Genomic DNA, 15,417 nt, shown 5'->3' with positions numbered 1-15,417 from the left:
ATTTTTAAAGCTATTAGAAATTAATCTAATAGCTTTTTTATATTTATTACACTTTATTCTTGTTTATTTTTTTCTAAATATTTTCTTTCAATTAAATTTCTTACAATAAGTACTACTAATATAAGAGATATTAATAGTATAATTTCCATATAAATACTTTGTCCCATTATTCCAATACCTAATCCAATAACTACAAATGAATTAGCATTTGAACCACCACTTTGGCATTTTCCATAAAAATATGGAAGATTCATTTTCTTTTCCATAATTGTATATATAAGTCCTAATATAAAAATTACAATACCTATATAAATAATAGATTCAGGAAGATTTTTTATATTATTTTCTTTTATACAAAAAGTAGTTATTGATACTACTATTATTGTAATTACTCCAAATATATCAATTTTTTTACTTTTTTTAGATAGCATATCAAACACTCCTCTCTTTATATATACATTTAAGAAATTTTTTTAAATTTCTCTTTTATTTAATTTCATTATACTATCAACGTCAAAATATACAATATAATATGCCTATCTTGTATATTTTTTGGTATAACTTGACAATATATATATTTTTTTATATCCTTGTTTTTCAGTGTGATATAATTAATAGTGAGGTGATTTAATGTTTTTTATTGAAGAAAATGAAAGTAATTTTGGAAATACTTTAATCTCCAATGTATTTATAGATATTTTTATGCCAATGGCAGATGGACTTGCTGTAAAAGTTTATCTACTTGGGTATAGAATGGCGACAGATAGACATTATAATCCTAAATTTGATAACTTGTCTATTGCTCAAAATTTAGATGTTCCTTTATCAGATGTTATAAATGCTTGGAAATTTTGGCAATCAAGTGGAATCATCAAAATTCATCAAGAAGATTTAGATAATGAGTTTAATTTTTCAGTAGAATTTTTAGATTTAGATGCATTCTATCAAAGGAATATTGTAAATAATGCTCAAAAACTATCTTCTAATGCAGATAATATTGTTGAAAGAAATTCAAATCCTAAAATAAGAAAAATGTTTAATGAAATTAATAAAATTATAGGTAGATATTTAGAGCCAACTGAAAAAATTTCTATAATGGAAATGATGGATAAATACAATATGAGCGAAGAAATGATGGTTTGTGCTTATGAACATTCTAAAGATCAAACTGGTGCAGTTAAACCATTAAAATATGTTGAAGCTATTATAAGAAATTGGTATGATTCAAATTTATATACTGTTGAAGAAGTAGAAAGTAGCTTTGCAAAAAGAAGTCAGCGATATACTATGTATAGACATGTATTTAATGAGTTATCTTTCAGAAGAGAACCTACAAAAGCAGAAAAAGAAACTATGGATATTTGGTTTGATGTTTATAAAGCTGATATAGAACTTGTCTTAGAAGCTTGTTCAAAATCAAAAAATATATCGAATCCAAATATATCATATATAAATGGTATTATAAAAAATTGGGCAGATAAAGAAATCCATACTATTTCTGAACTTAGAGTTGTTGAAGAATTAGAAAAGAAAGAAATGGAAAAATCTATTCAAGAGAAAAATATGATAAAATCTAATTTAAATAAAGGTTATCAAAAAAATAAAAAAAGTAATTTTAATAATAATAACAAATTCAAGAACTTTACAGAAACTATAGATAACTATACACCTGAAGAATTAAATGCCAGTATAAAAAGAAGTCAAGAGAAAAAATTTAAATAAATTTTGAAAGAGGATTTACATATGAAAGAAGAAAAAGTCAGAGATATTCTATTAAAATATCAGAGAAAAAGAGATAATGATGAATATGAAATGGAAAAAAGAAAAGAACAAATTTATGAATCTATTCCTGAGATAAAGGCTATTGATGAAGAAATTTCATCTGTAGGTTTAAATTTAACTAAAGCTGTTCTTCAAAATACTAATGCTAAAGAGGAAATAGTATATAAATGTAAGGAAGCTATGGAATCTTTAGCCAAAAGAAAAAAAGACATTTTATTAGAAAATGGTATTCCAGAAGATTATTTAGAAGTCAAATATGAATGCAATAAATGTAAAGATACTGGATTTTTAGAAGGTGGTAAAAAATGTTCTTGCCTTAAACAAGAGATCATAAATGAAGCATATAGAATGTCAAATTTAAATAGAATTTTAGATAAAGAAAACTTTGATAACTTTGATTTAAATATTTTTTCTGATGAGATTAAAAATGGAAGAAAATTATCTCCTCGTCAAAATATGCTTAAAATTTTATCTGTATGTGATTCTTTTATAACTGATTTTTCACAAGATGATAATTATAACCTTCTTTTCCATGGTTCTACAGGTCTTGGAAAAACATATATGTGTAACTGTATTGCAAAAGCTCTTTTAGATCAAGGATATATAGTTATTTATCAAACATCTTTCCGTATTCTTGAAATACTAGAAAATTATAAATTTAGAAAAGATGATGATTCAAGAATAAATGATGAAAACTATAAAAATTTATTTGATTGTGATTTGCTTATAATCGATGATTTAGGTACTGAATTTAATAATTCTTTTACTAGTGGTGAAATTTTTAATATAGTTAATACTAGATTAATTTCAGGTAAAAAGACTATTATTTCAACAAATTTAGAACCTATAAAACTTGCAGAATTATATTCTCAAAGAACTTTTTCTAGAATAATTGGTAATTTTAGAATACTAGAATTCTTTGGAGATGACCTTAGATGGGAATCATAAAAAACCACCTTTTAAAGGTGGTTTTCTTTATATATTTAATTATATTATTTATTCTGAATTTTACTCTTCTAACTACTATAAACTTATACTTTCTCCTGGATTTAATATTACAACTTCTGCATACTCTGCTCTTTTTTTGAATTTATTAGGATCTGCTTTTATTAAATCAAATGTATTGTAATGCATAGGAACTACTTTATCTGGTTTAATAAATTCACAGGCTCTAGCAGCATCTTTAACATCCATTGTAAAGTTACCTCCAATCGGTAAAAATGCTAAATCTATATGTTCATCTTCCAATAGTTTCATATCCATAGTAAGCCCAGTATCACCTGAATGATATATCTTTTTCCCATCTATATCAAATAAAAATCCACATGGATTTCCACCATATATCATATCTTCTCCATCTTCAATACCTGAGCCATGTATAGCTTGAGTCATTTTTACTGTTCCAAAGTCAAATTTAAATTTACCACCTATATGCATTGAGTGAACATTGCATCCTTTTTTAGTTAGATAATGAGCAATTTCATGATTGGCTATTACCATAGCGTTATTTTTCTTAGATAATTCTATACAATCCCCCATATGGTCTGAATGTCCATGAGTTATAAATATATGAGTTAAACCATTTATTTCATCTAATTCTAGTGGACATAGTTCATTGCCTATTATAAATGGATCTATTATAGCTTTTATATTTTTATTTTCTATTAATACTACAGAATGTCCTAAAAATGTTATTTTCATAAGTTTTACCTCCAATTTAGATTATTCTTTGGTTCTATCCTATAATTTTTCCTATTTATATGTCAATATATCTGTCTATTATTCTAAAATTTTATAAAAAAATAGAACCCCTGATTTGAGGTTCTATTTTAGGCGATTATAATTTTGAGTAATATTCTACCACTAGGATTTCGTTTATCTCTATTGGTATTTCGTTTCTTTCAGGCTTTCTAATTAGCGTACCAGAGAATTTTTCCATGTTCTTTTCTATGTATGGAAGTGAATTTAATTCACCACTTTCAAAATTCTCTTTAAACATTGCATTAGACTGAGATTTTTCTCTTAAAGATACTACATCACCTATATTTAGTCCGAAAGATGGTCTATCTACTTTTTTGCCATTTACTAATATATGACCATGTACAACCATCTGACGAGCTTGTCTTATTGAAGATGCAAGTCCTAATCTGTATACTATGTTGTCAAGTCTACATTCAAGTAACTGAATAAGTACAGTACCTGTTGATTCTTTTGATTTTTCCGCTTTGTGTACATAGTTTGCAAACTGTTTTTCAAGTACACCATAATACGCTTTTAATCTCTGTTTTTCAAGTAGCTGTATCCCATATGGAGATAATTTCTTATCTGCTCTTGAAGTTCCTCTTTCAGCTCTATCCATTGCTTTTGGATGTCCGCATACATTTAATCCAAGTCTTCTACATTGTTTGAATCTTGGTCCCATCATTTTTGCCATTGTTTTTTCTCCTTAAAAATTAAATTTGCCGCGATAATTTTTAAGCCTATCTATAATATATCATATATTTCCTCTTTCCGTAAATGATTTTCATTAACATTAAATGTATTTTTTTCTCATTTTTTATCAACTAGTTAAATTACAAAAAATAAAGATACTACCAAGAGTGTTTGGTAGTATCAAGTAAGAAGTAGTGTATTTTTTGTCGGCACAAATACTTAATGGCAATATATAAAGTACTATCTTAATATATTTATCCCCTGCAGACATTTGGGGGTATTTGCTTTCCTGATTATTATAATAACACAACTAATCATAACTGTAAATGATTTTCATTAATATTTAGATTATCAATTTTATCATTTACTCAATTTTCTTATAATCTATCTACTATTAAAAATACTCCTATTAAAAATAAATATTTTTATATCAACAATAAAGAAATATATTTAAATATAAAAAATGGACTGTTTATAATTGTAAACAGTCCACTATATTTTTATAAAAAAATAAATCCTCATGCTATGCAATCAGATTTGGAAAATGGAGCTGGTGATAGGACTCGAACCTACAACCTGCTGATTACAAGTCAGCTGCTCTACCAATTGAGCCACACCAGCGTATAAAATTTAATGGTGGGGTTAACAGGGCTCGAACCTGTGACCCCCTGCTTGTAAGGCAGATGCTCTCCCAGCTGAGCTATAACCCCACTAAAATGGTGACCCGTAGGAGAATCGAACTCCTGTTACCACCGTGAAAGGGTGGTGTCTTAACCGCTTGACCAACGGGCCGAAGATGGTGATCTATCCGCGATTCGAACGCGGGACACCTTGATTAAAAGTCAAGTGCTCTACCGACTGAGCTAATAGACCATCTTATTTTTCTGAGAAAGTTTCCTCTCTCAATCACAAGTAATATTATATCCATAAATATATTATTCGTCAACACTTTTTTTTATTTTTTTTCAATAATTTATAAGAAATACTTATCCACATTTATCCACATATATATTGTGGATATTTTTTCTATTCTATATATTGAAATACCAAGATTTTATATAATATATATAAAAATATCCACAGATTTAAGGATTATAGAACCTTTATTCTGTGGATATAAAATTTAAATTTCTTTTATCTTATCACCAAAACGCTGTATAGAACCCATCCAAACTAATTCAACTGAACCAGTTTCTCCATGTCTATTTTTTGCAATTATTATCTCTGCTATATCTTTTTTTTCTGAATCAGAATGGTAATATTCATCTCTATAAAGGAACATTACTATATCAGCATCCTGTTCTATAGCTCCAGACTCTCTTAAATCAGAAAGAACTGGTCTATGGTCTGCCCTTTGTTCTGGTGCTCTTGATAACTGCGAAAGAGCTACTACTGGACAATCTAGTTCCTTTGCTAATATTTTAAGAGATCTAGAAATTTTTGATATTTCTTGCTGTCTACTTTCATTTTTAGAATCACTCTCCATAAGCTGAAGATAATCTATCATAACTAAGTCTAATCCATTTTCCATTTTTAATTTTCTGCATTTAGATCTAAGTTCATTTATTTTTATACCTGGAGTATCATCTATAAATATTTTTGCATCTGACATAACAGCCATTGCGTTTATTATTCTTGGCCAATCAGCATCATTTAATGTACCTGTTTTCATCTTTTTCAATTCTACATTAGACTGTGCAGCTATCATTCTCTGCGCCAACTGTTCTTTTGACATTTCTAAACTAAATACTGCAACAGATGCATTTCCTTTTATAGCTGCATTTTGTACAAGATTAAGTGCAAATGCAGTTTTACCCATAGCAGGTCTTGCAGCTACTAGTATTAAATCTGTTCTTTGTAATCCATTTATTTTCTTATTTAAATCTTTAAATCCAGTAGTTATTCCTATTACATCGCTTTTTTTAGAATATATCGATTCTATCATACCATATGTATCCATTAACACTTGATTTATAGGTTTAAAATCATCACTAGTTCTCTCTTGTGCTATATCAAATATTTTCTTTTCAGCAAAATCTAAAACATCTTCTGAACTTTCAGCATTTTCATATCCTAAGTTAATTATTTCGTTTGATGTCTTTATAAGTTGTCGAAGTACTGATTTTTCTTTTACTATATTTGCATAATTTTTTACATTTGATGTTGTCGGAACTATTGTTGATAAACTTGTAAGGTATGTTACCCCTCCTATATCATCTAAATATCCCCTTTTTCTAAGCTCATCTGTAAGGGTTATCATATCTATAGGTTCATTTCTGTTGTTTAGAGACATCATACTCTCATAAATAATTCTATGTGCATCTTTATAAAAATCACTTGGAGAAATTGTCTCTGCTACTGTAATTATAGCGTCTTTATCAAGCAGTATTGAACCTAGAATAGACTGCTCTGATTCGACACTGTGAGGTGGTATTCTAGTTATATCTGCCATTTTTCTACCCTACTTATTTATTTTTTTCTTTAACATCTACTCTTATATTAGTAGTTACTTTTGGATGTATTTTTATTTCAACTCTTCTTGATCCTAATACTCTTATAGGTTCATCAAGACTTATTTTTCTTTTATCTATTGTTATTCCTTTTTGTTTTTTAAGCTGTTCAGCTATTTCTTTAGAAGTTATTGAACCAAATAATCTTCCTCCATCGCCAGCTTTTGTATATATTTCTATATTTATTTCTTCCATCTGTTTTCCTAATAAAACTGCTTCATCATATTCTTTCTGAGCATGGAATTCCTGTGATTTCTGTTTTTCTTTTAACTCTTTTATATTTCCTGAATCTGCTTGAACTGCCATTTTTTTAGGGAATAAAAAGTTTCTTGCGTAACCATCGCTAACTTCTTTCATTTCTCCTTTTTTACCTGTTCCTTTTACGTCTTTTAATAATATTACTTTCATCTATTTATCCTCCTCTAAGAATTCTTCTATTATTTCATGTACCATATTATATGCTTTTTTTAATGATACATTTTTAAGTTGGGCTCCGGCTATATCAATATGTCCGCCACCTCCAAGTTTTTCCATCATAACATGTACATTTATATCTCCTAAAGATCTTGCACTTATAAATACCCTATCGTCTTTTTGGCCTAGTACAAAAGATGCTTCAACTTGTCTAATATTTAAAAGCTCATCTGCTGCTTTTGCTATAATTACATTTACATTATCTATTTCTGATGAAGTATATCCTATACAAATTCTATTATTTATAATCTTTGTATTTTGGATAATCTCAGCTTTTGTTGTAAAATCACTTATATCTGCATTAAATAATTTTTTGACTTCTACAGTATCTGCTCCAATCTTTCTAAGATAAGATGCAGCTTCAAATGTTCTAACACCTGTTTTAAAAGCAAAGTTTTTGGTATCTAAGTTTATACCTGCTAAAAGACCTTCTGCTGTAATCTTATTTATTTTAATATTTTCATCCATATACTGAATAAGCTCTGTTACCATTTCACATGTAGAAGATACATATATCTCATGGAATAATAAAACAGTATCGCTAATAAATTCCACTCCTCTTCTGTGGTGATCTATTACTACTACTTTATTTGATATATCTAATAGTTTAGGACATTCTGTAAAGTTTGGTCTATGTGTATCTAAAACTATAACTAATGTATCTTCATCACATTCTTCTATAGCTGTTTCGTGGTTTATGTATATTCCCTTATAATAGCTGTCTTTTTTTACTTTTTTCGCAAATATATCTATAGAATCATTTGCAACTTCTAATACTACATTAGCTTCTTTTCCACATGCCTTACAAAGATCATAAATCCCAACTGCTGCACCCATTGCATCCATATCAGGATATCTATGTCCCATTATAAGAATTTTTTCACTCTGATTTATAATTTCCCTAAGTGCATGACCTATAAGTCTTGATTTTACTTTTGTTTTCTTTTCTACCGCTTTTGATTTTCCACCATAGAATGAGAAATTATCCTTTGTTTTTACAACAACCTGATCTCCTCCTCTTCCTAATGCTAAATCCAAAGCTCCTATTGCCATTTTAAAATTATCATTTATTGTTTCACCATCAATTCCCAATCCCATACTTATTGTTACAGGAAGAGTATTTGAATGTTCTATATGCCTAATTTTGTCCAATATCTCGAATTTATTTGATTCTATTTTCTTTAGTTCTTCTCTATTCATAACTAAAAAGAATTTTTCTTTTGATATTCTTTTTAATGCTGCTTTTGACTCTGTTTCAAAAGTAGATAAAACTCTTTCTATATCTGCTGTAATAAGAGGTCTATTTTCTTCATCAGCACTTTTTAAAACTTCTTCATATCCATCAACTTCTATAATTCCTATTACTGTCTTTTCATTTATGAATTTTTGTTTAAGATCTAAATACTTTGTATTATCCAACCAATAAAGAACCATCATATATTCTATATCTGAATCAGTTTTATTTTTTATTACTCTATATACAATATTATATTTTTTATTTTTATATTCTATTTCTGAATACATTTCATTTTCATCATTTAATGCTTTATTTAAATCTATTTCTCCTACAATATCTTCTAAATCTCTGTCTAACAATCTATTATTTCCTACAATTTCAGAAAATTTATCATTGTGCATAACTATTTTTCCATTAAATTCTATCACACACATAGGTATTGGTAGATATTTTATAGATTTTTTTGCGGTTTTATCCATATTTAAAGATAATTCTTCAACATATTTTAACCACTCTCTCTTTTTTGATTCACTTTTTCTAAAATTTAGGTAAAATATTATACCTGAAATAGCTATAAAAACTGCTCCTATTAAGAAATTATAATATGAAATAAATAATCCTCCAGCAAGCATTATAACCATATATATTGTATTCTCTCGATTAATTTTATCAAAATTTGGCTTTATATTCATTTCAATCCTCCTATATGGATTTTTTAGTACTATTTGTTTTTATCTTTCTAAAATCCATAATACAATCAAGCATACCTAGTATAGATAACAACATCACTCCACCCATCATTCCTAAAGTAATTATTATTATCATTGGAAATATTATACTAGATTTTCTTTGAATAATTCTTGTCTTTATAAAATACATCGTCAACGAAATCCCTTGTAACATAAATAATATATTGAAAATAAGTTGTAAATTACTCATTATAGCAATAGTATTTATAGGTAATTTCATATATGATGCTAAATATACTAAAACATATATTACAAATGTTATTACAACTGAATTTCCCGGTAAATAAAATTCAGTCATTCTAATTCTTCTAAACGATTTATCAGTTATATTTTCAGCTATTAAACCACCTAAATAATATGATAAAAATACACAAATACAAGACTGTATAAATAAAATTGATACTAATAAGTTTCTCATCATATTTGTCATATCTGTAACTGTAATATTTCCTATCAATTCAAGTTGTTCTTTTGTCATATTCTCTAACCGCATTTTAGAGGAACTATTAAATAAATCTATCATTTGTTTTAATAAATCTATATTAAGTAAATATTTAGCTATTATAAAGTATGCGATTGTAGATAAAATAAATATTATTATTCCCATATAAAGAGGTTCGTTTCTATCTTCAAAATCTCTATCTTTCACAACATCTACAAACCTACCGAGTAGAATAGACGGTGTAATAAAACTTATTGTAACTTCTACAGCATACCTGACTTCTGTTAGCGAAAATAATGCTATAACAGAAGCTATAAATGCTAACCAAGCTTGTTTTTCAGTGGATATCATTCCAATAACTGCAAATGGTATACAAATTGTAAAAACTATCCGTACCGATGCTGTTGTGAAATTCGATGTTACAATTGCTAACATGATTGCAAGTATTGTAAGCACTGTAACAGATACCACTTGATTCGGTTTCTTCATATCTTCTCTCCTATTACATCTATTATAAAATTTATAAATCTATAATTTATATAACTAATCATAATTTATAAATTCTTTATATTATATTTTAATGTTGTAGCGAAAACTTATTTTTATTTTATTCTCACACAAAATTAATACTTTCAATATTAATATTATATCATAAATATATATATATAAAAGTCTTTATATAATGTATACTATTTGCTATAAATTTTATTATTTTTAAATTTAGAAATTTATTTATAAAACGAAAAAAATCCTATCGAGTACAACTCGATAGGATTTTATCCGTTATTATTTACTAGTCTAATGTGTAAGGTAAAAGTGCTATATTTCTAGCTCTTTTTATAGCTTTTGTTAATTCTCTCTGATGTTTAGCACATGTTCCTGATATTCTTCTTGGTAATATTTTACCTCTTTCAGTAACATATCTCTGTAATCTCTGAGTATCTTTGTAATCTATTTTAGCATTTTTATCAGCACAGAACTGACAAACTCTTTTTTTCTTACGTCTTCTTTTGTTCATCATGACTAATTTCCCTCCTTTTTAAAATGGTATATCGTCATCTTCAACCGCTCCGAACCCATTTATGTCCATGTCCGGATTTGGAGAAGGACCACCAGGTTCAAAGGCCTGTTCATTCTGATTGTTTATGTTATTACTGTAATTATTTTCAAAATTGTTGTAAGAACCTTCTGAAGCAGCTTTTTTGCTTTCAAGTGCATCGACTTGTCTACAGCTAACTAATGTAAAGTTCTTCCATTCGCCTGACTGAGTTTGATAATTATTAACTCTTATCTGGCCATTACATGCCACTAATCTTCCTTTTGAAAGATAATTAGCACAAAATTCAGCAGCTTTTCCCATAACTTCTATAGGAATAAAATCAGCTTCTCTTGTACCATCTCTTTTAGTAAAATCTCTATTTACTGCTAAAGTAAAAGTGGCTACTGGTGTTCCAGTTCCTGGAATATATCTTAATTCAGGATCTTTAGTAAGTCTACCTACTAGTGCTACTTGATTCATTAAAACACCACCTATTGAAATAAGACTTGATTAGTCACAAACAACTACCATGTGTCTTATTACGTTTTCGTTTATTTTTAAGTTTCTGTCTAATTCTTTTGGTAATTCAACAGAAGATTTGAAGTTAACTAGAGTATAGAAACCTTCAGTAAATTTAGCTATTGGGTAAGCTAGTTTTCTATTTCCCCAAGCATCTACTTTAGTTATTTCTCCACCATTAGCTTCTATTATTTCTTTTATTTTGTTCTGTACACCTTCTCTAGTTTCTTCATCTAGAACAGGTTTAACAACGTAAACTAATTCGTAATCTCTCACTACAATTCACCTCCCTTTGGACTTAACGGCTCTAAAATTTTAGAGCAGAGAAATGAGAATTCGTTATAATTCTCATACTTGTATATATTATCATGATAGAGTGTTATTGTCAACAAAATTATTTATTAATATATTGAAATTACGATATAATTACGTTTATTCTATTTGATAATTTAAATTTAAAATTTTTATAATATTTTTTATAATATTAAAGTAGTAATATATAAATTAAAAAGAGGACTTGATAAACAAATCCTCTTATATTTAAATTAAATTATTTACTTTTATTTATGGTCAGCTAATTCTTCTCTTAAAACCTGTCCCATTCTTTTTATACCTTCAACTATTTTGTCTTCTGGCATATTAGAGTAGTTTAATCTACAGCAGTTGTATACTCCACCATTAGGGAAGAATGAATCTCCTGGTACATATGCAACATTTTTTTCTAAGCATTTAGTTGCCATTTCAGCTGCTTTTACATTTTCTGGAAGTACTACCCAAGTAAATAGACCACCCTGTGGATGAGTAAATTTAACACATTCTGGGAATTCTTCTTCCATAGTTTTTAACATTAAATCTCTACGTTTAACATAGCAAGCTTTTATATTTTCAACGTGAGCGTCTAAGTCATATTCTTCCATAAATTTATTTACTTCCATCTGAGATATAGTAGAAGCCTGTAAATCTGCTCCCTGTTTGCATATATTGTATTTATTTAATATTTCTGGAGCTGCACAAGTCCATCCTAATCTGTATCCTGGGCAGAATATTTTAGAGAATGTTCCAAGGAATATAACAAGTCCTTTAGTATCCATAGCTTTTAATGATGGTAAAAATTCTCCTTCGAATCTTAATTCACCATATGGGTTATCTTCTATTACTGGAATTTCATATTTGTTTATTATTTCCATGAATTTTTCTCTTCTTTCCATTGGCCAAGTTCTTCCTGATGGATTCTGGAAATCTGGTATAACATATATCATTTTTACTCTATCATTTTCTTCTAATACTTTTTCAAGTTCTTCCATTATCATACCATTATCATCTGTTGGTATTTCTATAAATTTAGGCTGATAAGATTTGAAAGCATTTAAAGCACCCATATATGATGGACTTTCACATAATACTATATCACCTTCATCTAAGAATACTTTTCCTGAGAAATCAAGTCCTTGCTGAGAACCACTTGTTATAAGTATGTCGTCTGGACCTACATTAGTTTTTAATTTTGTATTCATTCTTTCAGCTATTTTTTCTCTTAATGGTTTATAACCTTCAGTTGTAGTATACTGTAAAGCAACTTTTCCCTGTTCTTCAAGAACCTGAACTGATATTTTTTTCATTTCTTCTACTGGGAATAATTCTGGAGCAGGCATACCACCAGCGAATGATATAACTTCTGGTCTAGCTGTTAATTTTAACAGTTCACGTATTGCTGATCCTTCTAAGTTGTCTAGTCTTTTTGCAAATTTTATTGCCATTTCAAAGCACCCCCATGAAAATGTTTGTTTCAATGATTTTATCATTTTATACTTACATTATATCAAATTTTTAGTAAATAATACACGCTATTTCTTAAAAAATAACGTTATTTTTATATCATCTTTAATTTTATTATATTATACTATTTTAGAAAATTAGCTATTTATTCATCCATTTTTTTTAATTTTTTTATCCTTTTTTCAAAAGTTTCTCTATCTAACATAATAAGCCTATCACACTGTCTACATCTTGCTTTTATGTCCATACCTGTTCTAATAATTAAAAATTCCTTACATCCACAAGCATGTGGCTTTTTTAATTCTACAATATCGCCTTTTTCAAGATTTAACGGCATAAAAACACCCCCACAACTTTATATTTCGTAATAATTTCTTTTTCCACCTTCTAATTTTTCTACAACAAAAAATCCTTTAAATTCTATATTATTATCCGAAAGTATTGATTTTACTACATCTACATCATCTTTCTCAAATTTTATAGAAATTCCACAACTAGCACTTATTTCTCTAGGTGTAGGAAGTGTTGTTACTTTTAATTCAGCATTTTGTAATAATTTTTCAGATTTTATAGCATTATGTGTTGAATTAAATGCTACTATGTACATATTTTCCAATTCATTTTCCTCCTGTTTTCGTGAATATTATAACACTCAAAAAAAATTTTTTTAATTAATTATAATAATATTATAATTTAGAATGTATTTCTTTTCCATTTCTTTTTAATCACTCAAAATTTTTTTATTATTGAAACTATTCATTTTACTAAAAAGATACCAAAAGGTTCCTATAATACCTAAAAGTGCCTTCTTTTTTTTATCATTCGCAAATCATATAATAAGTTTTGTAATCAACAAGAAAGATTTGAGGAGGTAAAAATATGAACAGATTTACAATACCAAGAGATTTATACTTTGGTGACAATGCAATCGATTATTTAAAAAATGTAAAAGGGAAAAAAGCTATATTAGTTATAGGTTCTGAAAGACTTATAAAAGATGGAACTGTTCCAAAAATACAAGAAAACTTAAAAGAAGCTAATATAGAAACTGCTATATTCCAAGGTGTTGAAAACGACCCTTCTGTAGCAACAGTAAAAAAAGGTGTTGAAATGATGAATGAGTTCAACCCTGATTTAATAATAGGTATAGGTGGAGGTTCTCCAATAGATGCTGCTAAAGCTATGTGGATATTCTATGAATACCCAGAATTCACTTTTGAAGAAGCTGCAAAACCATTTAACTTACCAGAATTAAGACAAAAAGCTAACTTTATAGCTATACCAACTACAAGTGGTACTGCAACTGAAGTAACTTCATTCTCAGTAATAACTGACAATGAAACAGGTGTAAAATATCCAATAGCTGACTACAATATCACTCCAGATGTAGCTATAGTTGATACTGCTTTAGTTCAGAGTATGCCAAAAACATTAGTAGCAAATACTGGTATGGATGCTTTAACTCATGCTATCGAAGCTTATGTTTCTAATGCTAGAAATCCAATAACAGATGCTTTAGCTATGAAATCAATAGAAATGATATATGCTACTTTAGTTAATTCTTTCAATGGAGAAGAACAAGCTAGAAAAGATATGCATATAGCTCAAAACTTAGCTGGAATGGCATTCTCAAATGCTATATTAGGTATAGTTCATTCTATGTCTCATAAAACAGGAAAAATCTTCAACATACCTCATGGTCTAGCAAATGCTATATATCTATCTGCTGCAATACAGTTCAATGCTAAAACAGCTAAAGATGCATATGCAGATATAGCTAGAAGATTAGGATTAAATGGAAATACTGAAGACGAATTAGTTGAAGCTTTAGTAAATGTTGTAAAACAATTTAGAAAAGATATGGGTATGGCTAATTCATTAAAAGAATTTGGACTATCTGAAGAAATATTTAATGAAAACTTACAGTCAATAGCTGAAACAGCAGTTGCTGATCCATGTACTGGTACAAATCCAAGAGAAATATCTGTAGAAGAAATGAAAGAACTATTCAAAGCTGTTTACTACGGTGAAGATGTTAACTTCTAATTTTATAATATAAAAAATAAAAATAAAAAAAAGAGATTATTTTTTAATAATCTCTTTTTTATTTGAATTTAGAAACAAATTCCTTTCCCCAAACGTCCATTTCTTCTAATATTGGCAATAACTTTTCTCCCATTTCTGTCAATGAATATTCTACCATCGGAGGGACTTGATTATATATTTTTCTGTTTACTAATTTATTAGATTCTAAATCTCTTAATTGTTGCGTTAACATTTTTTGACTTATTTCAGGAATTATTCTTTTAAATTCATTAAATCTTATAACTTTATATTTCCCCAGTGACCAAAGAATTAAAGATTTCCATTTTCCACCTATAACTTCTAAAGTAACTTCTATCTCACATCTATAATTAGAACAACTTACTTTATTATTTCTATCTTCTGGCATACCT

At 27.9% G+C, this 15,417-nt stretch carries 17 protein-coding genes and 4 tRNA genes; 3 read left to right on the top strand and 18 right to left on the bottom strand.

Going from position 1 to position 15,417, the window contains the following annotated elements; all coding sequences use genetic code 11:
- Window positions 1-53 precede the first annotated feature (53 nt).
- Window positions 54-431, bottom strand: a complete 378-nt coding sequence (locus Q1J78_RS07655) for a hypothetical protein (protein ID WP_300276341.1) — start codon at window positions 429-431, stop codon at window positions 54-56.
- 199 nt (window positions 432-630) lie between these two features.
- On the opposite strand from Q1J78_RS07655, the gene Q1J78_RS07650 reads away from it, so the two are divergent.
- Together Q1J78_RS07650 and Q1J78_RS07645 are read left to right on the top strand one after the other, a co-directional pair.
- Entirely contained in the window at window positions 631-1,722 is a 1,092-nt protein-coding gene (locus Q1J78_RS07650; protein ID WP_300276340.1) for a DnaD domain protein, read from the top strand.
- Window positions 1,723-1,743: 21 nt separating this feature from the next.
- Window positions 1,744-2,730 carry an ATP-binding protein gene (locus Q1J78_RS07645; protein ID WP_300276338.1) on the top strand — a complete coding sequence of 329 codons (987 nt, stop codon included), beginning with the start codon at window positions 1,744-1,746 and terminating at the stop codon, window positions 2,728-2,730.
- 75 nt (window positions 2,731-2,805) lie between these two features.
- On the opposite strand, the gene Q1J78_RS07640 is transcribed toward Q1J78_RS07645, so the two are convergent.
- The 16 genes from Q1J78_RS07640 to Q1J78_RS07565 form a co-directional block, all read right to left on the bottom strand.
- On the bottom strand, window positions 2,806-3,483 hold the full coding sequence (locus tag Q1J78_RS07640) for a metal-dependent hydrolase (RefSeq protein WP_300276336.1): 678 nt from the start codon (window positions 3,481-3,483) through the stop codon (window positions 2,806-2,808).
- A 136-nt stretch (window positions 3,484-3,619) separates the two neighbouring features.
- Window positions 3,620-4,216, bottom strand: coding sequence for a 30S ribosomal protein S4 (gene rpsD / locus Q1J78_RS07635; RefSeq protein WP_300276334.1), 597 nt, complete (start codon window positions 4,214-4,216; stop codon window positions 3,620-3,622).
- A 544-nt stretch (window positions 4,217-4,760) separates the two neighbouring features.
- A tRNA-Thr gene (locus tag Q1J78_RS07630) sits at window positions 4,761-4,836 on the bottom strand.
- Window positions 4,837-4,849: 13 nt separating this feature from the next.
- Window positions 4,850-4,925 (bottom strand) — tRNA-Val (locus Q1J78_RS07625).
- Between the two features lie 7 nt (window positions 4,926-4,932).
- Window positions 4,933-5,007: transfer RNA gene (locus tag Q1J78_RS07620), tRNA-Glu, on the bottom strand.
- 5 nt (window positions 5,008-5,012) lie between these two features.
- Window positions 5,013-5,088: transfer RNA gene (locus Q1J78_RS07615), tRNA-Lys, on the bottom strand.
- Window positions 5,089-5,338: 250 nt separating this feature from the next.
- Window positions 5,339-6,667, bottom strand: coding sequence for a replicative DNA helicase (gene dnaB, locus Q1J78_RS07610; protein WP_300276332.1), 1,329 nt, complete (start codon window positions 6,665-6,667; stop codon window positions 5,339-5,341).
- Between the two features lie 13 nt (window positions 6,668-6,680).
- Window positions 6,681-7,133: a 50S ribosomal protein L9 gene (gene rplI / locus Q1J78_RS07605; RefSeq protein ID WP_300276330.1), complete on the bottom strand. Its 453-nt coding sequence runs from the start codon at window positions 7,131-7,133 to the stop codon at window positions 6,681-6,683.
- On the bottom strand, window positions 7,134-9,128 hold the full coding sequence (locus tag Q1J78_RS07600) for a DHH family phosphoesterase (RefSeq protein WP_300276328.1): 1,995 nt from the start codon (window positions 9,126-9,128) through the stop codon (window positions 7,134-7,136). It abuts the gene before it with no gap.
- Window positions 9,129-9,138: 10 nt separating this feature from the next.
- Window positions 9,139-10,116 (bottom strand): DUF2232 domain-containing protein, encoded by a 978-nt coding sequence (locus Q1J78_RS07595; protein ID WP_300276326.1) that lies wholly within the window; start codon window positions 10,114-10,116, stop codon window positions 9,139-9,141.
- A 304-nt stretch (window positions 10,117-10,420) separates the two neighbouring features.
- Window positions 10,421-10,648 (bottom strand): 30S ribosomal protein S18, encoded by a 228-nt coding sequence (gene rpsR / locus Q1J78_RS07590; RefSeq protein ID WP_040410706.1) that lies wholly within the window; start codon window positions 10,646-10,648, stop codon window positions 10,421-10,423.
- Window positions 10,649-10,666: 18 nt separating this feature from the next.
- The gene (locus Q1J78_RS07585) at window positions 10,667-11,146 is read right to left on the bottom strand and encodes a single-stranded DNA-binding protein (protein ID WP_300276320.1); all 480 of its coding nucleotides are present in this window, start codon (window positions 11,144-11,146) and stop codon (window positions 10,667-10,669) included.
- A 30-nt stretch (window positions 11,147-11,176) separates the two neighbouring features.
- Window positions 11,177-11,461 (bottom strand): 30S ribosomal protein S6, encoded by a 285-nt coding sequence (gene rpsF / locus Q1J78_RS07580; RefSeq protein WP_300276318.1) that lies wholly within the window; start codon window positions 11,459-11,461, stop codon window positions 11,177-11,179.
- Window positions 11,462-11,745: 284 nt separating this feature from the next.
- Window positions 11,746-12,942 (bottom strand): aminotransferase-like domain-containing protein, encoded by a 1,197-nt coding sequence (locus tag Q1J78_RS07575; protein WP_300276316.1) that lies wholly within the window; start codon window positions 12,940-12,942, stop codon window positions 11,746-11,748.
- 164 nt (window positions 12,943-13,106) lie between these two features.
- Window positions 13,107-13,298 (bottom strand): DUF951 domain-containing protein, encoded by a 192-nt coding sequence (locus Q1J78_RS07570; protein ID WP_300276314.1) that lies wholly within the window; start codon window positions 13,296-13,298, stop codon window positions 13,107-13,109.
- 18 nt (window positions 13,299-13,316) lie between these two features.
- The gene (locus Q1J78_RS07565) at window positions 13,317-13,568 is read right to left on the bottom strand and encodes a putative Se/S carrier protein (protein WP_300276389.1); all 252 of its coding nucleotides are present in this window, start codon (window positions 13,566-13,568) and stop codon (window positions 13,317-13,319) included.
- 272 nt (window positions 13,569-13,840) lie between these two features.
- Between Q1J78_RS07565 and Q1J78_RS07560 the strand changes: the two genes are divergently transcribed.
- Window positions 13,841-15,007, top strand: coding sequence for an iron-containing alcohol dehydrogenase (locus tag Q1J78_RS07560; protein WP_300276312.1), 1,167 nt, complete (start codon window positions 13,841-13,843; stop codon window positions 15,005-15,007).
- A gap of 58 nt (window positions 15,008-15,065) precedes the next feature.
- Here Q1J78_RS07560 and Q1J78_RS07555 read toward each other — a convergent pair whose 3' ends face one another.
- A complete protein-coding gene (locus Q1J78_RS07555; RefSeq protein ID WP_300276387.1) occupies window positions 15,066-15,413 on the bottom strand; it encodes a winged helix-turn-helix transcriptional regulator in 348 nt (115 codons plus the stop codon).
- Window positions 15,414-15,417 lie beyond the last annotated feature (4 nt).

It is taken from the genome of Peptacetobacter sp. (assembly GCF_029264495.1).
Taxonomy (GTDB): Bacteria; Bacillota; Clostridia; order Peptostreptococcales; family Peptostreptococcaceae; genus Peptacetobacter.
Note: the sequence above shows the minus strand (reverse complement) of the source record. Positions and strands in the feature narration are given on the sequence as shown.